Annotated in this window: 24 protein-coding genes; 7 read left to right on the top strand and 17 right to left on the bottom strand. The window is 68.4% G+C overall.

Features of this window, described 5'->3' with window-relative positions; genetic code table 11:
- The first annotated feature begins 131 nt into the window (after positions 1-131).
- Together metX and metW are read left to right on the top strand one after the other, a co-directional pair.
- The gene (metX, locus tag ACZ5BM_RS06110; RefSeq protein WP_498910619.1) at positions 132-1,283 is read left to right on the top strand and encodes a homoserine O-acetyltransferase; all 1,152 of its coding nucleotides are present in this window, start codon (positions 132-134) and stop codon (positions 1,281-1,283) included.
- Positions 1,283-1,882 carry a class I SAM-dependent methyltransferase gene (metW, locus tag ACZ5BM_RS06105; RefSeq protein ID WP_498910617.1) on the top strand — a complete coding sequence of 200 codons (600 nt, stop codon included), beginning with the start codon at positions 1,283-1,285 and terminating at the stop codon, positions 1,880-1,882. Before metX ends, metW begins: the two co-directional genes overlap by 1 nt.
- Positions 1,883-2,024: 142 nt before the next feature.
- Here the strand turns inward: metW and ACZ5BM_RS06100 are convergent, their stop codons facing one another.
- Genes ACZ5BM_RS06100 through ACZ5BM_RS06090 form a run of 3 tightly spaced genes read right to left on the bottom strand, consistent with a single transcriptional unit; the run spans position 2,025 to position 3,309 of the window.
- The gene (locus ACZ5BM_RS06100; RefSeq protein ID WP_498910615.1) at positions 2,025-2,438 is read right to left on the bottom strand and encodes an NUDIX hydrolase; all 414 of its coding nucleotides are present in this window, start codon (positions 2,436-2,438) and stop codon (positions 2,025-2,027) included.
- Complete coding sequence (locus ACZ5BM_RS06095; protein WP_498910613.1) at positions 2,435-2,818, bottom strand: hypothetical protein; 384 nt, start codon at positions 2,816-2,818, stop codon at positions 2,435-2,437. Before ACZ5BM_RS06095 ends, ACZ5BM_RS06100 begins: the two co-directional genes overlap by 4 nt.
- The gene (locus ACZ5BM_RS06090; protein ID WP_498910611.1) at positions 2,815-3,309 is read right to left on the bottom strand and encodes a hypothetical protein; all 495 of its coding nucleotides are present in this window, start codon (positions 3,307-3,309) and stop codon (positions 2,815-2,817) included. The genes ACZ5BM_RS06095 and ACZ5BM_RS06090 overlap by 4 nt, the downstream gene beginning before the upstream one ends.
- Before the next feature lie 126 nt (positions 3,310-3,435).
- On the opposite strand from ACZ5BM_RS06090, the gene ACZ5BM_RS06085 reads away from it, so the two are divergent.
- Positions 3,436-4,419: a hypothetical protein gene (locus ACZ5BM_RS06085; protein WP_498910609.1), complete on the top strand. Its 984-nt coding sequence runs from the start codon at positions 3,436-3,438 to the stop codon at positions 4,417-4,419.
- Between the two features lie 18 nt (positions 4,420-4,437).
- Here ACZ5BM_RS06085 and ACZ5BM_RS06080 read toward each other — a convergent pair whose 3' ends face one another.
- The 6 genes from ACZ5BM_RS06080 to thiM all read right to left on the bottom strand — a co-directional run bounded on the left by ACZ5BM_RS06080 (position 4,438) and on the right by thiM (position 11,862).
- The gene (locus tag ACZ5BM_RS06080) at positions 4,438-5,586 is read right to left on the bottom strand and encodes a hypothetical protein (RefSeq protein WP_498910607.1); all 1,149 of its coding nucleotides are present in this window, start codon (positions 5,584-5,586) and stop codon (positions 4,438-4,440) included.
- Positions 5,587-5,702: 116 nt separating this feature from the next.
- Positions 5,703-7,157, bottom strand: coding sequence for an MFS transporter (locus ACZ5BM_RS06075; RefSeq protein WP_498910605.1), 1,455 nt, complete (start codon positions 7,155-7,157; stop codon positions 5,703-5,705).
- Positions 7,158-7,217: 60 nt separating this feature from the next.
- The gene (locus tag ACZ5BM_RS06070) at positions 7,218-7,340 is read right to left on the bottom strand and encodes a hypothetical protein (protein ID WP_498910603.1); all 123 of its coding nucleotides are present in this window, start codon (positions 7,338-7,340) and stop codon (positions 7,218-7,220) included.
- 58 nt (positions 7,341-7,398) lie between these two features.
- Complete coding sequence (locus ACZ5BM_RS06065; protein ID WP_498910601.1) at positions 7,399-8,115, bottom strand: 2OG-Fe dioxygenase family protein; 717 nt, start codon at positions 8,113-8,115, stop codon at positions 7,399-7,401.
- The gene (locus tag ACZ5BM_RS06060; RefSeq protein WP_498910599.1) at positions 8,112-10,895 is read right to left on the bottom strand and encodes a mechanosensitive ion channel family protein; all 2,784 of its coding nucleotides are present in this window, start codon (positions 10,893-10,895) and stop codon (positions 8,112-8,114) included. The genes ACZ5BM_RS06065 and ACZ5BM_RS06060 overlap by 4 nt, the downstream gene beginning before the upstream one ends.
- Positions 10,896-10,989: 94 nt before the next feature.
- On the bottom strand, positions 10,990-11,862 hold the full coding sequence (gene thiM, locus ACZ5BM_RS06055) for a hydroxyethylthiazole kinase (protein WP_498910597.1): 873 nt from the start codon (positions 11,860-11,862) through the stop codon (positions 10,990-10,992).
- Between the two features lie 54 nt (positions 11,863-11,916).
- Here thiM and ACZ5BM_RS06050 point away from each other — a divergent pair, with 54 nt between their 5' ends.
- Complete coding sequence (locus tag ACZ5BM_RS06050; protein WP_498911516.1) at positions 11,917-12,561, top strand: NUDIX hydrolase; 645 nt, start codon at positions 11,917-11,919, stop codon at positions 12,559-12,561.
- 61 nt (positions 12,562-12,622) lie between these two features.
- Here the strand turns inward: ACZ5BM_RS06050 and ACZ5BM_RS06045 are convergent, their stop codons facing one another.
- A complete protein-coding gene (locus ACZ5BM_RS06045; RefSeq protein ID WP_498910595.1) occupies positions 12,623-12,844 on the bottom strand; it encodes a hypothetical protein in 222 nt (73 codons plus the stop codon).
- A gap of 324 nt (positions 12,845-13,168) precedes the next feature.
- On the opposite strand from ACZ5BM_RS06045, the gene ACZ5BM_RS06040 reads away from it, so the two are divergent.
- On the top strand, positions 13,169-13,795 hold the full coding sequence (locus ACZ5BM_RS06040) for a CDP-alcohol phosphatidyltransferase family protein (RefSeq protein ID WP_498910593.1): 627 nt from the start codon (positions 13,169-13,171) through the stop codon (positions 13,793-13,795).
- On the opposite strand, the gene ACZ5BM_RS06035 is transcribed toward ACZ5BM_RS06040, so the two are convergent.
- From ACZ5BM_RS06035 to hisC, 3 genes are read right to left on the bottom strand one after another with little or no spacing between them, the layout of a single operon-like run.
- Positions 13,753-14,691 carry a nucleoside hydrolase gene (locus ACZ5BM_RS06035; protein WP_498910591.1) on the bottom strand — a complete coding sequence of 313 codons (939 nt, stop codon included), beginning with the start codon at positions 14,689-14,691 and terminating at the stop codon, positions 13,753-13,755. The genes ACZ5BM_RS06040 and ACZ5BM_RS06035 overlap by 43 nt on opposite strands.
- Entirely contained in the window at positions 14,688-15,962 is a 1,275-nt protein-coding gene (locus ACZ5BM_RS06030) for a DUF817 family protein (protein ID WP_498910590.1), read from the bottom strand. The genes ACZ5BM_RS06035 and ACZ5BM_RS06030 overlap by 4 nt, the downstream gene beginning before the upstream one ends.
- 1 nt (position 15,963) lies before the next feature.
- Positions 15,964-17,034: a pyridoxal phosphate-dependent aminotransferase gene (gene hisC, locus ACZ5BM_RS06025; protein WP_498910588.1), complete on the bottom strand. Its 1,071-nt coding sequence runs from the start codon at positions 17,032-17,034 to the stop codon at positions 15,964-15,966.
- Between the two features lie 145 nt (positions 17,035-17,179).
- Here hisC and ACZ5BM_RS06020 point away from each other — a divergent pair, with 145 nt between their 5' ends.
- Complete coding sequence (locus tag ACZ5BM_RS06020; RefSeq protein WP_498910586.1) at positions 17,180-17,755, top strand: YbhB/YbcL family Raf kinase inhibitor-like protein; 576 nt, start codon at positions 17,180-17,182, stop codon at positions 17,753-17,755.
- Here ACZ5BM_RS06020 and ACZ5BM_RS06015 read toward each other — a convergent pair.
- The 4 genes from ACZ5BM_RS06015 to ACZ5BM_RS06000 all read right to left on the bottom strand — a co-directional run bounded on the left by ACZ5BM_RS06015 (position 17,740) and on the right by ACZ5BM_RS06000 (position 20,812).
- Positions 17,740-18,048 carry a winged helix-turn-helix domain-containing protein gene (locus ACZ5BM_RS06015; RefSeq protein WP_498910585.1) on the bottom strand — a complete coding sequence of 103 codons (309 nt, stop codon included), beginning with the start codon at positions 18,046-18,048 and terminating at the stop codon, positions 17,740-17,742. The two genes, ACZ5BM_RS06020 and ACZ5BM_RS06015, sit on opposite strands and share 16 nt — an antisense overlap.
- Complete coding sequence (locus tag ACZ5BM_RS06010) at positions 18,041-18,583, bottom strand: hypothetical protein (protein WP_498910583.1); 543 nt, start codon at positions 18,581-18,583, stop codon at positions 18,041-18,043. The genes ACZ5BM_RS06015 and ACZ5BM_RS06010 overlap by 8 nt, the downstream gene beginning before the upstream one ends.
- Positions 18,584-19,023: 440 nt before the next feature.
- Positions 19,024-19,326, bottom strand: a complete 303-nt coding sequence (locus ACZ5BM_RS06005; RefSeq protein ID WP_498910582.1) for an Ivy family c-type lysozyme inhibitor — start codon at positions 19,324-19,326, stop codon at positions 19,024-19,026.
- 268 nt (positions 19,327-19,594) lie between these two features.
- Complete coding sequence (locus ACZ5BM_RS06000) at positions 19,595-20,812, bottom strand: MFS transporter (protein ID WP_498910580.1); 1,218 nt, start codon at positions 20,810-20,812, stop codon at positions 19,595-19,597.
- Between the two features lie 105 nt (positions 20,813-20,917).
- On the opposite strand from ACZ5BM_RS06000, the gene ACZ5BM_RS05995 reads away from it, so the two are divergent.
- Positions 20,918-22,285 (top strand): protease, encoded by a 1,368-nt coding sequence (locus tag ACZ5BM_RS05995; protein ID WP_498910579.1) that lies wholly within the window; start codon positions 20,918-20,920, stop codon positions 22,283-22,285.
- Positions 22,286-22,362 lie beyond the last annotated feature (77 nt).

The raw sequence follows: 22,362 nt of genomic DNA, 5'->3' as shown, positions 1-22,362 counted from the left end.
AAACCGTTTCGTAAGCAAGTCGATTATGAGGCGCTCCCTTCCCGTTCCGTCCGGTGGGAACCGCCATGCCATAGCGGAAGGTGACGCCGCGGTCGCCTTGCGGCATGGTGCGACCGCAACCCGATACGAGCATGGACCAGACTCCCTCCACCCCGATCACGCACCAGACAGAGTCCTTTCCCGAAGGGATCGAACTGGACTGCGGCACCGTCCTGGCGCCGCTCGAGGTCGCCTATCGCACCTACGGCACCCTGAACGCGGCGCGCTCCAACGCCGTGCTGATCTGCCACGCCCTGACGGGCGACCAGTACGTGGCCGAGCAGCACCCGGTCACGGGCAAGCCCGGATGGTGGGGCAGGCTGGTCGGACCCGGCCTGCCGGTCGATACGAACCGCTTCTTCGTGATCTGTTGCAACGTGCTCGGCGGCTGCATGGGTTCCACCGGCCCGCGCTCGATCCGGGCCGAGACGGACGCGCCCTGGGGCACCGATTTCCCGCCCGTCACCCTGCGCGACATGGTGCGCGCCCAGTCCATGCTGGTCGCGCGGCTCGGCATCGAGCGCCTGTTCGCCGTGGTCGGCGGCTCCATGGGCGGCATGCAGGTGCTGAGCTGGGCCGCGACCTTTCCGGAGCGCGTCTTCGCCGCCGTGCCGATCGCCACCGCCTCGTTCCATTCCGCGCAGAACATCGCCTTCAACGAGGTCAGCCGTCAGGCGATCTTCGCCGATCCGGACTGGAAGGGCGGACGCTACTGGGAGGAAGGCCGGATCCCCGCGCGCGGCCTCGCGGTGGCGCGGATGATGGCCCACATCACCTATCTTTCCGAGGAAGCGCTCACCCGCAAGTTCGGCCGCAAGCTGCGCCGCGAGCCCGGGACGGCAACGGAAGGCGCCGGCCTGTTCGGAGAGATGTTCGAGGTGGAAAGCTATCTCCGCCACCAGGGATCGAGCTTCGTGCGCCGCTTCGACGCCAATTCCTATCTCACCGTCACCCGGGCGATGGATTATTTCGATCTCGCCGCGGACCATGACGGCGATCTGGCCGCCGCCTTCGCCGGCACGCGCACGCGCTTCTGCGTGGTCTCGTTCTCGTCCGACTGGCTGTTTCCCACGGGGCAGAGCCGCATGGTCGCACGCGCGCTGAACCGCGCCGCCGCCAACGTGTCTTTCGTCGAGATCGATACCGACAAGGGCCATGACGCGTTCCTGCTCGACGAGCCGGATTTCGACCGCACCATACGCGGCTTCCTGCAAGGCTGCGCCGAACATGCGGGGCTCGGCTGATGCGTCTCGACCAGAAGCTGATCGCGGAAATGATCGAGCCCGGCACACGGGTTCTCGATATCGGCTCCGGCGACGGGTCGCTGATCGACCACCTGTTCCGCACACGCAACTGCGACGCACGCGGCATCGAGCTCGACATGGGCGAAGTCACCCGTTCGGTCGCGCACGGCCTGCCGGTGATGCATGGCGATGCCGACAGCGATCTTGCCCATTACCCGGACGGCGCGTTCGACTACGTAGTGCTGCAACGCACCTTGCAGGCGGTGGAGAAGCCGCGCGAGGTGCTGCGGCAGATGCTCCGCATCGGCTCAAGCGCCATCGTCTCCTTTCCGAATTTCGGACATTGGCAGCTGCGCGCGCAGTTGCTGTTCCGCGGCCGCATGCCGATGACGGAAACCTGGGGCAAAGCCTGGTACGAGACCCCCAACATCCACCCCTGCACCATCCGCGACTTCTTCGCCCTCTGTGCGGAAGAAGGCTACGCCATCCGCCAATGGCTGGCGGTGGACGAGAAGGGCGACCGCGCGCCCTGGCGCCGCTCCATGCAGCTTGCCAACCTGTTCGGTGAACAGGCGTTGTTTCTGCTGACCAGGGCTTAACCTGAAGGGCTGTTCTTTCTTGAAAGAAAGAACCAAAGAACTTTTGTTCGTTTGGCTCGGTGCTGACCCGTTCACTTATAAGCTAAACGAATAAAAGTCTTTTTGCTTCTTTTTCTTCAGAAAAAGAAGATTCTTTCTTGTTCTACGCCATGTCCGTGCGAGCTATCCTCGTCGCCAGAGGCAACACATGATCCCGCGTCAACGGCGCCAGAATCAGATCCCTTGGTGCGGCAGGATCGATCCAGCGTATTGCCTCGATCTCCGCACCGGGCGAGACCGGCCCGTCCCAAGGCACCGCGAACAGGGCCGCCTGGACCTGCCAGCCCGGCTCGTTTGCCGCCTCCGCCTCTGCTGCGCCGAGCGGTTCGAGCGTGTTCGCGTCGGGCGAAATCCCCAGCTCCTCCTGCAATTCGCGCAGCAGCGCCCCTTCCGCCGTTTCCCCCGGATCGATCTTCCCGCCCGGCTGCATGAAGGCTCGCGTGCCGCGCTTCCGCACCAGCAGGATCCGCCCGTCCGCGCGCGACAACACGGCGGCGGCGATGCAGATCGTGCTCACAGCCTGTCCAGCACGCTTTCGTTGGACAGATCGGCGTCTGGATGCCGGTCCAGATGCGCCAGGGCCTCCGCCTCGCTCATCGCGTGATCCACCATCATGATCCGCACCAGACGTTGCCGATGCATCCAGCCCTCATCCACCACGCGGCGATTGTTGTTGGCGGGATCGGGCACGATCGCTTGCGCGCGTTCCGACAGCAGCGCCCGGTCGAACGCCTGCAAGGCGCGCGGCGGAAACAGGAAGAACACGCGCCCCGTCACGCGCAGACGCCCGCAACGGGGGCAGTCGTAGTCGATATGCGTCTTCTTCTCGCTGTCCAGGATCGCCTGTTCGCCGCACAGGAAACACGGAACATGGTTCAGGGGGCCGGGCCGGCTCATGCGTCGTCGCCCGGCGCCAGGCGGTTGCAGATCGCGGCGGCCACGAAGCCGAATCCGCTCAGCAGCCCCAGCTTCAGCGCGATCCCGCTCGGGCCATCCTTGCGCGGGCTCGGCATCAGGCCGAGACGCGGCCCGACCACGCCCCAGAACAGCGCGTAATAGCTCGCACCGTACAGCGCCCCGCCGGCGGCGCCGCGGAACGGCGTCCGGCCACGCAGAAGCGCGTAGCCCACGCCCATCAGCGAGGACAGGATCAGATGCAGGCTCTGGTAACGGATCTGCTCGTCCGGTGCGGGCAGGCTGTCCTGGTGCCGGTACGGCGATCCGAGCAGGGTGGCGGTGTTGCGTCCGAGCCGGATCAGTTCGGAGGGCTGCCCGCTGGCACGCTCCAGGGCGAGATAGCACAGGCTCACCAGACCGCCGGCCAGCAAGCCGCCGATGGCGCCGGCCAGCGGGGCCGATTTCATTTCACCATGTAATTTAATGCTCATCGCGCCCCTCCGAACCGATCCCGGGAGTAGGCCCAAGCCCATCCCGCGGCAAGCATGGGACGCAGAACGCGATTGAACGTTCGAATGGGGTCAGTCACGATCGAGACGCGCGTGCGTGGAGGCGGAATGTTCGGATCGGTGGTGCTGGATGTCGCGATCGGGCTGATGCTGCTGTTCCTGTTCGCGAGCCTGATCTGCGCCGCGATCCGGGAAGCGATCGAGACCGTGCTCAACGCCCGTTCCGCCGATCTGGAGCAGGGTCTGCGCGACATGCTCGATCCGCCGGGTGCGCACGCCAATACCGAGGCTCTCTACGCCCATCCGCTGATCTATCCGCTGTATCGCGGCGATTATCGCCCGTCGCTCCTGCGAACGCGCCGTTCGGCCGGCGTCGCGTCGTTGCGCATGAGCCTGGCCGGACGCGCGAACCTGCCCGCCTTCATTCCCCCGGCCGCCTTCGCCCGCGCCTATCTCGACCTCCAGGCGCGCGGCCCGCTCGGCGAGGCCGCCCGGCCCGCACCGGCGCTCACGCCCGACGCCCTGCGGGCCAGGGCGGACGCCATGCCGGACACGGCGCCGAGACGCGTGCTGCTGGTGGCGCTGGACCAGGGCGGCGACGACCTGCATGCGGTGGAGCGGGCGATCCGCGCCTGGTTCGACGGCTGCATGGCGCAGTTGTCCCGCCTCTACAAACGCCGCACCCAGCGGATGCTGTTCCTGATCGGCCTGTGCACGGCGGCGGCGTTGAACATAGACGCGTTCAGCGTCGGGCGGGCCTTGTTCCAGGACGGTGCGCTGCGCGACGCCGCCGTGGCGCAGGCCACCGCCCTGGTCGCGACGGAACGCCCTCCGCAGGGCGCCGAGACCGCCGCGCGCGCGGTGGCCGCCTATGACGCGCTCGGCGGCGAACTCGGCCGGATCCGCTTCCCCACCGGATGGTCGCGCCCGCTGCCGCAGCGCTTCGACACTCTGGGTCATGTGCTCCAGGCGCTCACCGGCTGGCTGATCACCGCCTTCGCCGTGATGCTCGGCGCGCCGTTCTGGTTCGATCTGCTGGGCCGGTTCGTGTCCGCACGCCAGCAGGCGGCGGAGACCGGTGCGTCGCGGTAGCGTCCCCGCCGAGCGTCGCTATCCTGCGGGAATGGTGATCACCGCTCCGGCCGATCCGCTGGTCTTTGCGAGCTGCATCAGCAGCTGGAGCACGGTGAAGGCGACCTTGCTGTCGAAATCGCCGTCCTCGATCCAGAACTCGTGGTTGTGGAACGCGATCGAGACGAAGGCGTCGGCCGGCGCCTTCTGGCCACTGTGCACGATGATCGGGCGCCGGTTCTCGTAGGCGTTCACCGGCATCGACGCGATCGTGGCGCCATGGGCCACGTCTTCCGCCGGCACGTCGATGTCGAAGGCGATGCTGCCCAGGACACCCAGCATCGAGCGTGTCAGCAGCGGGATCTGGCCCGGTGCGGCGGTCAGGCCGTAGACGACCGTGGCGGAGAGCTGGTTCGGTTTCAGGCCGAGGAAGCGGCGCGTCTCCGCTTCCACCGCCTGCATCTCCGGGTCGTGCGCGTGCGAGAAGGTGAGTTCGGTGCCGCTGGGCGCGGGCGGGGTCGTGTGCGCTGGCTTGCCTGGTTTGGCGGCGACTGGTGCGGCGGGTGTCTGGCGCACGCCGAGCAGCCCGGCGATCTGCAGCAGCCGCAGATCATGCGTCAGCCGGAAGAAACCCGCCGAACCCTCCCCCATATTCTGTGCCAGCGCTGTCGAATTGGTTTCTCCGGCGATGGAGCGGATGCTGAGCCGGAACATCACGTCGACCGGCAGGCCGCTTAAGGTGAACGGCAGCAGATCGTCCGGCGACAGCGGCCGGATGAAGCTCTGCGCGAATTGCTCGCCGGCGACGGGCTGGAAGGTGAAGGTGGGGCTTTCCTGCAGCTGCACGGCGCCGCCGCCGTTGATGTAGCTCGACGGGTTGAGCCTGGAGAGCAGTTCGAACCCGCCCGTCACGCTCTTCTGGAGCTGGTAGCCGGAAATGATTTGCGTGGCGTCCAGAAAGGTCGGCGTGTCGCCGTAGCGCAGACGCACGATGTTCAGAAGCGTGCTTCTGTTCTGCGCCGTGGTCAGCGTGCGGGAATAGCCGATCTGGTCCTCGGACAGTTTGGTGGGGCCGAGCCCCAGACAGCCCGCGAGCGGCAGGGCGAGAACCAGGGCGGCGAGGGCGCGGCTTCGCCGCGCGTGTCGTCGAACCGCGCTGCTGCGCCGTCCGGAAGGGAAATCCCGCATCCGAAGTCCCCTTGCTGGCGACACCGATGCGGCAATGTTCCGGATCGGCAACACGAGCGGCGAGGATAGGGGGCGACAACGCCCGGCGGCAAATCGGCCTGCCGCCGGACGGAGGTTCAGTCGGCCAGACGCACCCTGTCCGCGGTCGGGCGGAACGTGCCCTCGCGCAGCGCGCCTTCGATGTCTTCCAGCGACGCGCCCGAGGTTTCCGGCACCAGGAAGCGCACGAACAGCCAGGAGGCGAGGTTCACGCCGGCATAGAACCACATCGTTCCGCCGAGCGTGATGCCCTGCACCAGCGACAGCGCCGTGCCCGTCACCAGCAGATCGCTGCCCCACAGCATCGCCGCGTGCAGGCTGGTCGCCTGTCCACGCATGGCGAGCGGAAACATCTCCGCGCCGAGCAGCCAGCCGACCACCTGGATGCCGCCCGCGTTGAACATCATGAACAGCAGCAGGAAGGCGATCACCAGCCAGCCCTCGATGCCGCCATGCGCGCCCAGCGCGAACATCACGCCGAGACCGATCAGGCTCAGCACGGCGCCCGGCGTCATGATCAGCATCAGGCGGCGACGGCCGATCCGGTCCACAAACAAACAGCCCAGCGTGGTCATGACGCAGTAGACGATCGCCACGCCCAGGCTGGCCAGCAGAGCGGCGTTCTTGCCGAAGCCCACATTGGAAAGAAAGGTCGGGGCGTAATAGATCATCATCTCCAGCCCGCCGCACTGGGTGAAGAACGCGACGCCCAAAGCCGCCACCAGGGCCGGGCGCACCCAGTGCCGGCGGATGCCGCTCCAGCCCTTGTCGCGCGGGTCGGTGTCGCGGGCCACCTGACGGATCTGCTCGACCTCGTCGGTGATCTCGCCGTGGTCCTCGCGCAGCTTGGCCAGAACGTCGATCGCCTCGTTCATGCCCACGTTCTCGGCGACCCATCGCGGGCTGTCCGGCATGAAGATCATCGACACGAACACGATCGCCGCCGGGATCGCCGCGATCACCACCATGGTACGCCAGGACCAGCTGTCGTGCAGAACGAAACCGACGATGTTGGCGAGCAGGATGCCGATGCCGATCGCCACGTTGAACATGGTAACCAGCGTGCCGCGCTTCGCCGCGGGCGCCAGCTCGGAGATATACATCGGCACCACCTGGGTGGAGCCGCCCACGGCGAGACCCAGGAACACGCGCGCCGCGATCAGCGCGTTCACGCCCGGCGACAGGGCGCAGGCGATCGCACCCAGCACGAACAGTCCGGTGACGAGCATCACCGTCGCGCGCCGGCCGAATTTCTCCGAGAACCAGCCCGCGCCGAGCGCGCCGAACACCGCGCCGGCCAGGATGGCGGAGGCCACCAGCTCCTGCGCGGTGTGGCCGAGATGGAATTCCTGGGTGATGAGCAGCAGGGCGCCGGAGATGATGCCGGTATCGTAGCCGTACAGCCCGCCGCAGATCGCGGCGATGAAGGCCGCCATCCACAATCTGCGTTTGTTGTCCGGCGAAAGGTCCAGACTGCGTATGCGGGAGTCGATGGCCTCGTCGCGTTTGCGACGGCGTGCGGATAAGCTCATCGGTTCAGGAACCGCATGTCGCAGTCCGTTTCAACCCTGTGGAGGATCACGGTCGAATACTCAGACAGGCTGGACCGGGTGCGGCGTCGCCTGACGCAGCTTCTCGCGCAGTTGCGGCCAGAGCAGCGTTCCGCCGACCGACAGGGCGACGCCCAGCAGGAAGATCTTGATCAGGGTGGACATGCGGCCGGCTCCGAAATGATAGGGGAAACCAGACGCGCGGGTCGCCGGTCCGGTTCCCCTATTGCCGTCTGAACGTCACCACCAGAACGTCGCGATGCGACGGAACGGAAGGGTCGGTCGGATGCACGGCGGTGACGCCGTGATACACGCGGCCGTCATCCACCAGCGCCGCGTCGAGCGGCTCGGTCAGGGTGAACGAGCCCAGCTCGCGGCCCTGCAGATCATGAATTGTTGTGACGCCGCTTTCGATGTTCACGCGCGACACCAGCAGCACCAGCACCCAGTCCACGCCGTCGCGATGCAGCCCTTCCGGCGTCGGCTTGCCGTCTTCTTCCGTGCTGGGCTCGATGCGGAACTGGTGCAGCTCGACATGCCAGTTCTCCGGACGCTGCCCCGGCGTGGTCAGCGCGTCGAACATGTCGTGACAGGCATGCAGGATCGACAGGAGCACCGGATGGGTGGCGATCGTGTCCTCGACCGGCGTGAACCAGCGTTCGACCCCGCCATTCAGCGCGTTGTAGTCGCGGCTCTGGTAGTGCGGCTGGTGCGGCTTGCGCTCGATCCCGTTGCGCCCGACCGCGAACACGGCATGGCGGCGACGGCGGTAGCGGCCGCCATCGGCCATGTAGCGATCGAGGCCGAGATGGTTCCAGCTTTCCGCGAACCCGTCCCAATGGGCGAGCGCATCGGCATCCAGCAGATCGCGCATGTCGATCGAAGGGACGAAGGCGTAGCCCTCCCTGGACAGGGCCTCTTCGACCGTCTTGCGCGTCATGCCAGCTTTCCTTCCTCGGTACGGTTCTGGGCTTCGCTGTTGCCCGCCGCCAGCAGCGCCGGCAAGGCCGGAACCGCAACGGAGCGGGGCGGCTGCGGCATGGCGATGCCGAGCTGCTCGATCCGCATGCGCAGGCGTCGGTTGAATTCGCGCTGCACCGGCCAGCGGCCGCCCACCGTGCAGCGGATGGTGCCGCTGATCGTCACCGCGTATTCGCCCAGGCTGTCCACGCCGTTCAAACCGAAATCGGCCAGGATCATGTCGGCGAAGGCCGGATCCTCGCGCAGCTCGGCGCCGATCTGGCGCAGCAGATCGTAGATCCGGTCGGTATCCTCCTGGAACGCCACCGACACGGTGATGGAGGCCACGGCGTAGTCGCGGCTCATGTTGGCGACGGTGGAGACCGACGAGAACGGGATAATCTGGATCGAGCCGTCGCCGCCGCGCAGACGCAGCGTGCGGATGGACAGATGTTCCACCGTGCCGCTCACGCCCGCGACGGTCACGCTGTCGCCCACCTGCATCGCGTTCTCCACCAGCAGGAAGATGCCGGTGATGAAATCCTGCACCAGCTTCTGCGAGCCGAAGCCCAGCGCCACGCCGATGATGCCGGCGCCGGCCAGGAGCGGGGCGATGTTCACGCCGATCTCGCCCAGAACGGTGAGCACCAGGATCACGCCGAGCACCACCAGCAGGATCGTGCGCAGGATCGGCAGCAGCGTCTGCAGGCGCACCGCGCGCGCGGCCTGGTTGCCGTCTCGGAACCGGTTGATCTGCCGGTCCAGCGCCCCGTTGGCCAGTTCCCAGACCGCCACGCCGACCAGCAGGGAGATCAGGATGGTGGTGCCTGCCGACAGCATGCGCGTGCCCAGCGTGCCGCGCGTGAAGAAGCTCAGAACCGGCAGGCCCCAGCCCCAGCACAAGGCGATCAGGCAGACGATGGAGAGCAGCCACGTCACCAGACGACGCAGCGCCGGATAGTAGCGCACCGCGCGCCGCTCCAGCCCCGGCATGGTCTCCAGCGCCTGGCCGTCCACGCGGAACATGCGGTCCAGACCGCCCAGCAGCATCACCGTGACGAGGCGGCAGACCAGGACGATCACCAGGGTGTTCAGGAAGAGCTGCCACATCTTGGCGTAGCCGCCTCGGATCTGCGCGGCCCACACCACCCAGAGCGCGGCGTCGAAGAACAAGGCCGCGATCCACCACAGATCGGCCAGACGTGAGACGAGACGGCCCAGCGGCTTCTCGCGCAGACGGCGCGGCGGCTTCAGCGCATGCGCCACCTTGTCGCGCGTCTGCCAGATCAGCACCGCCAGCAGGATGTGTTCCACCAGCACCACGGCGCGCACGATCGCGGCCGCGGCGCGGGACGGCAGATCGAGCACACGGCCCACGTCGGTGATGCACACCGCTACCACCGCCAGCGCCAGCAGCCAGCTCCACCAGCGCGACAGGAAGCGCGCCGTGTCGTTGGTGACCTGGATCAGGCGGACGCCGGGCGCCAGCGGCGCCAGAAGCATGTCGACGAACAACCAGACCGCCCGGCCGATGCCGTAGAGATTGGTGATGGTGATGATTACCAGCTGCGTGGTGTCGCGATCCGCCACCTGGGTCGAGGCAAGATTGCCGATCGCCAGGAAGGCGGCGAGCGGGATCAGCTTCAGAACCAGACGCAGCAATGCGAAGGGGAGGCGCCGGAACAGGCGCAGGGTTCGGCGGCGATGGGCGGCGTCGCGCGAGCGGTTCTCGGCATGCAGCGCGGAGCGGGACACCATCTCTGCCCGTTCCTCCTCGTCCGCCGCGGCCAGGGCCGGGTCGGGCAGGGGCAGGGCGGCGGGCAGGATCGGGCTGCCGGGCAGCGGGTCGCCCGGCACCGGCATCGGCGTGATGGCCGTCTCGCCCTCCGGTTCGGGCGGACCGGCCTGGACCAGACCCGGCACCGGCTGTTCGGCATCCGCTTCCTCGCCCTGTTCGGCGGCGAGCTGGGCGTCCCGGTTCAGGGCGCGCAGGGGCCGGCGCAGGGCCAGGAGCAGGCCGTATTCCACCAGAAGCGCCACGCCCAGCAGCAGGGCGCTGCGCCAGATCGCGTCCAGCAGCTCGGCGCGGCTGGAAGGGTTGACCATCTCGCGATGCAGCCAGGAGCCGGTCAGGGCGATGTCGCCGAACAGGTGGCCGAAGGTGGCTGCCTGCGCCGCCAGCACCGTGCGCAGGCCGGCGACCTGACCCAGCATCTCGCCGGCCAGGCTGTCCGGCGCCAGGCTCACCTTGTCGGTGCTGGCGGCCGGCTTGGCCGCGGCGGCAGGGGCGGAAGCGGGTGCGGCGGCGGGCTTGGCGGCCGGCTGCGTCTTCGGATGCGCGGTCTGTGCGGGCTGGTCCAGCAGCGCGCGCAGACGCACGCGCTGGGCCGGGGTAAGGTCGTCCAGCGGATCGGTGCGTTCGCGCCGTTCCTGTTGCAGCGTTGTCTGGCCCGCACGGGGCGCGGCGCCGGTGCCGTCATCCGGAAGGGGCTGGGCCCGGTCCTGGCCCGGATCCTGGATCGGGGCGGGACCTTGACCCGAGGGCGCCTGCGCGGCGTCGTCCGGCCGCGTCTGGCTCTGCGTCTCCTGCGCGAACGCCGTCCCGATCGGACCCTGCGACCCGGCGCCGCCATTCAGCAGGGCCAGCAGCGGAACCAGCAGCAACAGCGTCCCGAACCGGCGTCCGGCCGTCCGGATCGCCGGTCGGGCAGGGCGGGGCTGGGGCGGTTCCGTGTTGTGCTGCTCGATCGTCCGCTGCATCCGGGTTCCGTCCCCCACTATCGGCCCGCCCCCTGGGAGACGCCCGTCCTATCGTTCCTGGGCCCGCGCACCGACCATGCGCGCGCCGTTTCCGTCAAGCCGGAGCCTGAGCCGTCGGCGCATCCAAACGCGTGCGGGCGCTGAGGGTGGCGTCGTCGAGAAGAAACAGCGCATCGAGCAGTTCGACCTGGAGCGAGCCGGGTCCCCGGCTGCGTTCCGCCGCGATCTCGCCGGCCACGCCGATCAGCACGGTGGCATGGGCCGAGGCCAGCAGCGCGTCCGGTTCCACGGCGAGGCAGGCGCCCAGCAGCGCCGTGGCGGTGCAGCCGAGTCCGGTCACGCGGGTCATCAGCGCATCGCCGTTGCCGATCCGCAGCAGGCGCGCGCCGTCCGTGCAGAGATCCACCGCGCCGCTCACCGTCACCACCGCCCCGGTGCGACGCGCCAGCGTCCGCGCCACCTCCAGCGCCGCCTCGGTTTCGTGCGCGCTGTCCACGCCGCGTTCCGATGCGAGGGTCGCGGCCGCTTCGGGATCGACCAGCCCGGCCAGCGCCAGGATCTCCGACGCGTTGCCCCGGATCGCGGCGGGGCGGTGCGCCAGAAGCTCCACCGCGACGTTGGAGCGGAACGCCAGCGCGCCCACCGCGACGGGGTCCATCACCCAGGGCGTCCCGGCGTCCCGCGCCGCCGCCGTGGCGAGCGCCATGGCGCGGGCTTCGGGGGCGGTGATCGTGCCCAGATTGATGACGAGGGCGTCGGCGATGCGGGCGAAGGCGGCGGCTTCCTCCTCCGCCACCACCATGGCCGGCGAGGCGCCGATCGCCAGAAGCGCGTTGGCGGTGCTGTTGTTGACCACGAGATTGGTGATCGAGTGCACCAGGGGGCGCTTCCGTCGCAGGGCGTGCAGGGTTCGGGCGACGGCGGCGCCCTGTTCGGCATCCACGGCGATCTTCGGCTGAATCGGCATCCGTGCTCTCCCGGTGCATGATCCCGGCCCGTCGCAGCGAGCAGGGTGGTGATGATGAACGATGAACCGTTATGGCTGGTTCGGGCCAGGGCGGTGCAGGCACTGGCGCAGAGCGGCCTCGCCTTCACCCGTGATCCCTACGATATGGAGCGTTATCAGGCCCTGACAGCGCTGGCCGCGGAGATGATGGCCGAGCCCGCCGGCGCCGATCCGGCCGCCTTGCGCACCCTCTTCGAGGCCGAGCGCGGCTATGCCACGCCAAAGCTGGACGTGCGCGGCGCCGTGTTCGATGCGGCGGGGCGGTTGCTGATGGTGCGCGAACTGGCCGACGAGGACCGCTGGACCCTGCCCGGCGGCTGGGCGGACGTGAACCAGACCGCGTCGGAATGCGCCGTGCGCGAGGTGCTGGAGGAAAGCGGCTACAGGGTGCGCGCCGGCAAACTGGCGCTGGTGCATGACCGCGCCCGGCAGGGCCACCATCCGGCCGGCCCGTTCTCGATCTGCAAGCTGTTCTTCCTGTGCGCGCTGTTGTCGCCGGAGCCGGAGCGGCTGGACGGCAATATCGAGACGGCAGATGCACGCTTCTTCGCCGAGGGGGAGATTCCGGAGGACCTGTCCACGGGCCGTGTGCTGCCGCACCAGATCGCCCGCTTGTTCGCGCATCATAGGGCGCCGGAGTTGCCGACCGAGTTCGACTGACAGGGTGGGAATCGAACCGGCGGAGCACCGGCCCGGCGCGGGGCCGGACCGGGCGTCGTGTTCAGCGCAGCGGGCGCGCCGGGGCCGGGGCTACCGGGGCGGTGCCGCGCAGCTCGATTTCGAGCTCGTGGATGCGCTTGCGCACGCTGTCGCGCAGTGCAGGCGCGGTATGGGATTTCATCGAGGCCAGCGTTTCCTTCAGGTCGCGCAGCTGCTTTTGCTTCTCGCCGAGGTTGCGGCGGATCGGCTGGTTGTCGGAAAACTGTCCGTGGAACGCGCGCAATGGTGAACTCCCTGTCGATCCGGGCCGGTTCGGCCGCCTTCTTGATGTCGGCGGCCGGACGCGGCCGTATGACGAGTGTATGACAGGGGGCAGGGCCGGCCAAGCCGGGGCCGGGTCCCGGAGGGTGCCGTTTCCGGTCCGCCGGGGGCGATGCCGGTCTCGTGAACGAGCCGGAACCGATCGGGAACAGCCGCGACGGGCGCGAGGATGTCCGTCGGCGCTGCCCGGACAGGGCAGGGCCTCGCATCCCGTCCGGCTTGCCGGGCGGCGGAGGACGGGTCTTACTGCCGGTGTCGTGAAACCGTCTTCTTCGAGCACCGGAGCGTGAGTCACCACACGCTGCTGCATCGCGCCGTCCGTCCCCTGGTGACCGGCCTGGCCCGCGCCGGCATTTCGCCCGATCTCGTGACCGGTGCCCGCTTCGCCACCGGCCTGATCGCATCCGCCTGCTTTCTCGCCGGGCACGGGCCGCTCATGGTCGCGGGCGCGCTGCTGTGCGTCCTGTCCATGCTGCTGGACCGCACCGACGGCGCGCTGGCGCGACGGACCGGCCGGTTCAGCCGCTTCGGCGCGCGCTTCGATCTTGTGTCCGACTGCCTGTGCACCATGACGCTGTTTCTCGGGCTCGGCATCGGCGTGGGCGCGCTGCCCGGCGGGATCAGCACGCTCACCGGCACGCTGCTCGGCATCGTCGCGGCGGTCGCGGTCGCAGTGACGTTCGTGGCGTTGAACTGGAACGAGCCCGAAGGCGCGGTGCGGCGTGCGTTCGATCCGGACGACAGTCTGCTGGTGGCGCCGGCGTTGATCCTGTGCGACCAGGCGCCGGTTCTGTTGTTTCTTGCCGCCACCTTCGCGCCGGTGGGGGCGATCGTGGCGCTCCGGCAGGCGGTGCAGCGCGCGCGCGGGGATTATCGCGCCAGACGGCCCAGACGCTCGGTCAGCACCTCGTAGACCCCGTCCGCATCCACGCTGCGCAGCACCAGCGCGTTGCGCGGCCGTTCGGTGACGCTCCACCAGTCGATCACCGACATGCCGGCGGTCAGCGCGCTTTCGGTCTCGAAGCAGACGTTCACGGTGCGGCCTGCGTAGAGATCGGGACGCAGCAGCCAGAGAACCGTGTTGGGGTCGTGCAGAGGGCCGCCATCGGTGCCGAATTTCTCCGCCTCGAACCGCTTCTCGAACGCGAACCAATCCGCCACCACCGTGCCGATGCCGTTCGGCAGCGCCCGCAGCTTTTCCATGCGCGCCCGGCTGGTGTGAAGCTGGTGCGTGATGTCGAGCGGCACCATCACGATCGGGATTCCGGCCGCGAACACCAGCGCCGCCGCATCGGGATCGACGGCGGCGTTGAACTCGGCGCAGGGCGTGATGTTGCCCAGCTCAGACCAGGCGCCGATCATCGTCACGATGCGCGCGATCCGTCCGGCGATGCGCGGTTCGCGCTGCAGGGCGCGGGCGATGTTGGTGAGCGGGCCGATGCAGCACAGCGTGATGCTGCCTGGCGGGTTCTCCATCAGCGTTCGCGCCAGGAACGCGTCGGCCGGTTCCTCCTGCGCGCGGATGCGCGGCGCGGGAAGGTCCACGCCCTCGAAACCGGTGCGCCCATGCACATGGCTGGCGTCGATCGGCGCGCGACGCAGCGGCCTGTCCGCGCCGGGATGCACCGGGATCTCCGTCCGCCCGGCCAGTTCAAGCGTCTTGAGCGCATTCTCCGTGGTGTGGGCGAGCGACACGTTGCCGGCCACGGTGGTGATTCCGAGCAGGTCGATCTCCGGCGAGGCGAGCGCCAGGAGAATGGTGACCGCATCGTCCTGACCCGGATCGGTGTCGATGATGATCCGTGTCATGCGCGGCTCCGGTCCTGGCCAAAACAGAAGGCGGCGGCTGCAAGGATGCCGACGGCGTAGAGAACGAGATTGACCGGATCGAACACCCGCCCGAGCAGCAGGATGCCGGGCAGGGTATGCCGGAACGCATCCAGGGGCGCCCAGTGAACGCGCCGCGACAGCTCCAGGAGCAGCGCGATCGTGGCACTCGTCGCGATGGCGCCTGTTCCGGCGCGCCCGTCCCGTCGCAGACACGCGATCAGGCACAGCACCATCCCGCCCCAGAGCACCGAGCCGATGGCGTGGAACCAGAGCCGCGATGTGTCGTGCGGGAACAACACCCAGACCAGTCCGCTGGCAAGAAGGAACGCGGCCAGACCAAGCCGTGCGAGACGCGCGGGCGGTCGCGGCCGTCCGGGCACGAACGGTGCCGCGCCGAGTTGCGCCGCCACGGTCGCGAACGACACCAGCATCAGCAGGAACCAGGAGGACAGCTTGGAGACCGGCACCATCGACCAGCCTGCGCGCTGGTTGGGATAGATCCAGGCGCCGACGCCGGTGCCGATATTCTCCGCGAACCAGATGAACAGCGCGACGAGGCCGAAGCCGAGCAGAAGCGGCATGGATCGGGGCGTGCGCCAGACGGTGAAGAACACGGTGGTGCGACCGAACAGCATCGCGGTGGCGAGCAGCAGCGGATAGCGCAGATCGATCCGCCAGTGATCGGCGAAGAAGTTCGCGTAGATCGCCGCGGCCAGAGCAAGCACGGAGAACAGGGACGGGTAGCGATCGAACCGCAAGGCGAACAGATGCCAGGCGCGCACGAGATAGCTGCCGACCGCGCCGTACATGAAGCCGGTGAACAACGGCACGCCGCCGATGCGCAGCAGGCTGTGTTCCGGATAGATCCAGGACCCGACATGGGTCTTGAACACTTCCATGATCGTGCCGAGCGCGTGGAACAGGAGGATCACCCGCGCTTCGGCCAGCGTTTCCATGCGCAGGACGAGCAGGGCGATCTGGATCGCAACTGCTCCCAGCACCAGCGCATCGTAGCGCGCGACCGGGGCGTGATGCGGATACCAGAGCCTGGTCGCGATCAGCAGTGCCAGCAGCAATCCGCCGAACAAGCAGGCCCAGCCTTGCTTGATGCCGAAACGCAGGAATTCGTAGCCGAACGCGGCGAGGGGGCCGCGCGCCTGTGCGCGGAAGGCCAGCCGCTCCTCTTTCGCGATGAGCCCGGCCAGGACCGGCCAGCGCGACGCGGCGCTGGGACGGTGCCGTTGCAGCATCTCAGTCGCGATTGGCGCGCAGGATGGTGCCGAGCCGCTCCAGGAGCGTGTCGCATTCCGCGTCCGTGCCGATCGTGATCCGCAGATGATCGGCGATGCGCGGCGTCCTGAAATGGCGTACCAGCACGTTCGCCTCGCGCAATTGCCGTTGCAGCGCGGCGCCGTCCCGGTCCGGGTGTCGGGCCAGAACGAAATTCGCCGTGGAGGGCAGGACCCGGAAACCGAGCCGTTCCAGGCCGCCCACCAGCGTCTCGCGGCTGCGGACGATCCGCGCCGTGGTGTCGCGGAACCAGGTCTCGTCCTCGATCGCCGCCGTGGCGCCGGCCTCGGCCAGACGGTCGAGCGGATAGGAGTTGAAGCTGTCCTTCACCCGCACGAGCGCCTCGATCAGTGCCGCATCGCCCACCGCGTAGCCGACGCGCAGCCCGGCCAGAGCGCGCGACTTCGACAAGGTGTGCACCACCAGCAGGTTCGGATGGCGCCCGACCAGGGCGATGGCGGAGTCAGCACCGAAATCGACATAGGCCTCGTCGATCACCACCGGCTGGTCGGGATGATCGCGCAGGATGGTCTCGATCTCGTCGAGCGACAGCGCGATCCCGGTCGGTGCGTTCGGGTTGGCGATGATGATCGCGCCGCAGGTTCGGCGGTAATCCTCCGGGCGGACGCGGAAATCCTCGTCCAGCGGGACGCATTCGTGCGCGATGCCGTAGAGCCCGCAATAGACCGGATAGAAACTGTAGGTGATGTCCGGAAACAGCAGCGGCGCGTCGTGCTTAAGCAGCCCCTGGAAGGCGTGCGCCAGGACCTCGTCGGAGCCGTTGCCGACGAAGACCTGCGACCGGTCCACGCGATGAAGCCGGGCGATGGCATCCCGCAAGGCCGTGCTTTCCGGGTCCGGATACAGGCGCAGCGTGTCGGCGGTGGCGTCCCGGATCGCCTGGAGCGCGCGCGGGCTCGGCCCGTAGGGGCATTCGTTGGTGTTGAGCTTGATCAGCCCCGCCATCTTCGGCTGCTCGCCCGGCACATAGGGCACGAGGTCGTGCGTCGCTGCGCTCCAGAAACGACTCATGACGCGTGCTCCTTGCCGATCCGGGGTTTCGCATAGCCGCCGGGAGCCGGACCGGGCAAGGCGCGCGCACGCTGTCGCGAGCGGCGGAACGCGGCGGGCTCCCTTGCGTCGCACGCAACACGCCATCCGCGAAGGCCCAACCGTCATGCTCGAGAACATCCCGGCCGCGATCGGCCACGCCCTGCACAACGTCCGCAACAGGCCCGAGGATCTGGTTTCGGCCGATCCGGCCTTCGCCGACGTGCCGAACGTCATCCAGCTGTCGTCACCAGCGTTCACCCCCGGCGGCGCGATTCCGGCGGCGCATACGGAGGATGGCGACGGCGTTTCGCCGCCGCTGGAATGGATCGGCGTACCGCCCGAGGCGGAAGCCCTGGTGCTTCTGGTGGAGGACCAGGACAGCCCGACGCCGAAACCGCTGGTGCATGCCATCCTGCCCGGCCTCCAGGCCCGGGATGGCGGGCTCGGCGTCGGAGCGTTGCCGGGAAAGAACGGTCCCGGCACCGTCGAGACGGTCGGCCGGAACTCGTTCTGGCAGCGCGGCTGGCTACCGCCCGACCCGCCTTCCGGCCATGGCCCGCATCGCTACGTCTTCCAGCTCTTCGCCCTGGATCGCGCCATCGACGCCCAGGCGGTGTCCGGACGGGGCGCGCTGGTGAAGGCGCTGCACGGCCATGTGCTGGCGCTGGGCACGCTGGTTGGCACCTACGAGCGGGCCTGATCCTCTTCGAGCAGGTCGCGTAGATAGGCGACGTGCCGGGCGAAGGCCGCGCGCCCCTGGCGGGTCATCTCGACCCGCGTGCGCGGCCGTCGGCCGTTGAAGTCCTTCTGCACGGACACGTAGCCGGCCTGTTCCAGCGTGGTCAGATGGGCGCCGAGATTGCCGTCGGTGATGCCGAGCAGCGCCCGCAGACGGGGAAACTCGATCGGTTCGCCGAGGGGACGCAGCGTCGCCATGATCCGCAGGCGCACGGATTGATGGATGGTCTCATCCGGCAGCAACGCGTCAGGCACGACGCATCACCAGACCGTAGACCACCAGCAGCGCGCCGCAGCCCGACATCCAGGGCAGGAAATGGTCGTGCAGGGCGAACCAGCCGATCAGCGTCATGGCCATGATCAGCAGGCCGGCGGCGGTGATCCGGATCGACCAGGCCAGACCGAGCAGCACGTAGCCCAGCGCCACCGTCAGAGAAAAGAACGCGGCACTCTGCAACGGGTCCGGATGCAGGATGGCGCAGCACGCGCCGACAAAGGCATAGAACGTGCCGGCGGCGATGCCGAGCTGCCGTCCGAGGGTTTTATGGCGGCCCTTGAGGCTCGTCTGCGTCGCCAGGATCGTCGTGCCGGCGATCCCGGCGAAGATGCCTAGCATCCAGGCAGCGCCGCTCCAGTCCGGCCGACGCCAGCCGACGGCGTAGCACACCATCCAGACGGCGCCCCAAAGGATCACGAAACGACCGGCGCGCTCGGCGCGGCTGATGCTCAGGCTGTGCTGCTCCGCGGCGTCGATCTCGGCAAGCAGGAATGCGGGTGTGGCGGCGTGCATGAGGGCCTCCTGGGTTGGTCCTCATCTTCTGCCAGTTCAGACACTCTGCTGTCCAGAGTAATCTGCCGCGAAGGAGGCGAATCGAGGCTCGTCGGCTCCGGCGCATCGTGCCGGAGCCGGCTTTCCAGGTAGGCGCCTTCATCGCCCGGCAACGGGCGCGAAACGAATCGCCGACGAGACACGCCGCAGCCATCCCGTCGATCGGCGCCCGGACAGGCTCGTTGCCCGACCCGTCCGCCAGCCGCGGCCCGCGCCACCGATGCCCGCCCGGTGTCCGACCGGGGCGCGTCATCGCGAAACGGTGCTGATTTCCGGGCGCTGTTTCCGAATTCCGCCGTCCGGCTGTCGATGCCTGTGTTCGGCGACGGGCCGATATCGGCCTGCGCGGGATCGCAGACCGGCCTTCGGGAAGGTTAGACGGAGCCGATCTCGGAACCGCCCTATCGTCCGACCGCGTCGAACATGTGCGCGACGTCGGCAGGGGCGGAGCCGAAATCATGGTTCCTGGATGCCTTGATCAGGCGGACATAGACCGCATTGTCTCGGCCGATCGCCCAAAGAACCTGGTTCTCGCCGCATTCGTGCACCCGGCAGGACCATCCCAGCATGATGCCGTGATGGTCTTCCACGGGAACGGACACGTCCTGATCCGCCTCTGCTTCGCGCATCAGGCACGGCCCGAGTTCGCGAGCGATCGCGTCATGCAGCTGCGGGTCGTGAAACGCGTCCACGCTGTCCGTCATGTGCGGCCGATCCTGTATCCGCGGCGCGGACCCGGAGGCGGACGCACTGGCGCCGACCGGCACGAGGGCCGCCATCACCAGCGCAGGCAGACAGGAAGCAAGGCAGGTTCCAGCTATCATACCGGCTCCGGTTCGGTTGTGTCGGGCACTCGCCCCAGCACGTCGCCGACCGGGCCATGACCGCATGACGGTTTCCGTTCCGGCGGTCTGCAGCGTCTTTTTCCATCTCGCTGCCCCGATCGCCGTTCGCGCTTGACCGCTCGTTCGATCAGGCATGGCGCTGTCGCCGTTGCGGCCGGCTGCCCAGAAGGAGCAGGACGGTGAACAGCCCGCAGGCCAGCGCGATCAGCACGGGCAGCCCTTGTGGTGAAACACCTGTCGCCAGCCCGACCGCGAGCGGCCCGACCAGCGCGCCCAGGCCCCAGAACAAACCCATCGCGCCGTAAAGGCCGACGAGGGTCGAGCCGGAAAAGCGCTCGCCGATATCGGTCAGCATGATCGTGTAGAGACCCACGAAGGCGCCGCCCCAGAGAAACAGGGCCGGATACGCGATCGCAGGCAAAGGCAGCACGAAGGGCCAGGCGATGGCGCCCGCCGTGCAGCCGGTTCCGAGCGCGATCATCAACGTCCGGCGATCGAAACGATCCGCCAGCCAGCCGACCGGCAGTTGCAGGACGATCGCCCCGAACATCAGCACGGCGATCAGCCGCGTGCCGCCCGCCTCGCTCCATCCCAGAGAGCTGGCATAGAGCGGCAGGAACGACAGGCCTGCGGTCTCGACCGCGGCGTTCAGCAGGGTCGTGACCATCGCCAGGGGCGACAGGCGCAGGATCCGATGGAGCGGCAATCCGGGCTCCTCGTCCATGGCGGCCTCGGTCGGCCGGATCAGCACGATCAGCAGGGCCGCGAGGATCGCTGCGGCTGCCCCGGCCGCGAACGGCACCGGGCCCGCCTGCGGCAGAACGGACAACAGTGCCGGCCCCGCCACGAAGCCGAGCGACAGGATGGCGGTGTAGATTGCCATGATCCGCCCGCGTCCGGTCGTCGGGCTGAGTTCGGCGGTCCAGCTTTCCGTGATCACGAAGATCAGCTCCGCACCGATGCCGAGGCCGAACCGCAGCACGAACCATTCGACGATCCCGGGCAGGACCGGAAACAACAGAAACAGCAGCGCGGTGATGCCGAAGGCGAGGAGCAGCGTCGGACGCCGGCCGAAACGGCGGCAGAACAGCGGCAGCACCGGGGCGATCGCCAACACGCCGAGCGCGTGCATGGCCGCGTTCGCGCCGATCACGGCGGAGCCGAATCCCCGGCGCTCCAGGTCGAAGGCGATCAGGGGGCCGGCCAGGCTGTAGTTCAGACCGAACACGCTCGCTGCGGCGATGAGGCCGGCGATGGACAGGCCGCGTCTGCGCAGGGATCCGGTCGTTCCGCCCACGGGGGAGGCCGGTGCGATCGGCAAGGTTCCGGCAATTCGTTCCGACATGGGTGTTCCGCTCCGACGATCCGGCGCTTCCACAAAAGCTCCGAATAACGTATTTTTATCGAAACGACACGCGCGGCGCCATAATCGGCTTCTGGATTTCGACCGATGATCCACATCATCCTGCTTCTGCTGGGTGCCGAGATGATCCGCCGGCACTGGCGGATCCTCGGACTCGTCGGACTCGTCTGGTTTCTGCTCGGTTTCGGCCTGTTCCTCGACGGGCTCGACGGATCGATCTGGGTACGGCCGCATTATCTCGGCCTGCTGATGCTGGCCGAAGGGTGCTTCACGACGATCGCCGGGCTGGGGAGCAGCGGGGCTCCGCAGCGCGTGCGTTTCGCCTACGGCATCATGATGCTCGGGCTCGGAATCCTGGTGATCGACGCGCCCTGGCACAACGACCTGGTGATCGCGCTGATCGCAGGCTGCGGGCTTCTCGCGGACTCGGTCTGGCGTTTCGCGTCCGCCTGGGTGGTACGCTTCGCCGGCTGGCGGACGGCCATCGCCTATGCCGGGTTCGAGTTCGCGCTCGCGGTGTTCGCCCTGGAACCGTGGCCGACCTGGTACAAGGGCGAGGTCGGCGTGCTCACGGGCGCCTTGCTGGTGGTTTCCGGACTGAACCTTGTCCGGATCGCAGCCATGCTCCGGCTGCTCCCGTCCAATGTCCCGATAGGGGCGATCCTGTCGCCCGGCCACGATTCCCTGCTGTTAAGACCGATCGTGCCGGGCACCGCGGGAGAACCGTCCGGTGAGGCCGAAGCCATGCCGGCCGGCATGACCGTCCATGTCTGGGCGCCGGATGGCAGCGTGCGGGCGCCGGTCTACCGGACGGTGTCCCGCTATATCGCCGCGACGGATCGCGCGGGAACGATCTCGACCGGCCATGCCGCGCTGGAACTCGGACCCGATGTCTACATCAGCCATTATCCGGCTGTGGAGATCGATCGGTCGCAGATCGATTTCCGGCGTCAGCTTCGCGGCACGCGCGACAACGACGTGCCGGGCGTGTTCCAGCCGTCTTACGCACTGGAATCCGCGGCCTGGTGCGAGGCATCGTTCCACGTCACGTTCCGCATCTTTGATGCGGAACGTCTGCGGGCGTTCTGGACCGCCTATCGCACCGACATGACCTACAACCTCACGACGCGGAACTGTTCCAGCGTGGTGGCGCAGGCGATCGAGATCTCCGTGGAAGGTCTGCTCGACCGTCGGCGCAAGGCGCTGCCGCCAGTGCTGGCGCTGCTGTTCAGCCCCGAACTCTGGATGGCCGGGCTGATCCGCCAAAGGGCGCAGACGATGGCCTGGACGCCCGGCCTCGTGCTCGATTATGCCCGCGCCCTCAACGCGGTTCTCTCGCCGCCGCCATTGTCGTGGTCCACCCGCGTCGCACGGTCGTTCCGCTGGCTCCGTGCAGGCGGGGCAGCGCGCGAGCGCGTGCTCGAGGGTACGATCGCGGGTTCCCCGGCGGCCTGATCGACAGGGCGGCGCTTCTCCGCTCGTCGAGCATGTCCGCCGGTCGAATGATCACGGGAATCTGGCCAGAGCCCGAC

The organism is Lichenicola sp. GTC18331 (genome assembly GCF_055386855.1).
Note: the sequence above shows the minus strand (reverse complement) of the source record. Positions and strands in the feature narration are given on the sequence as shown.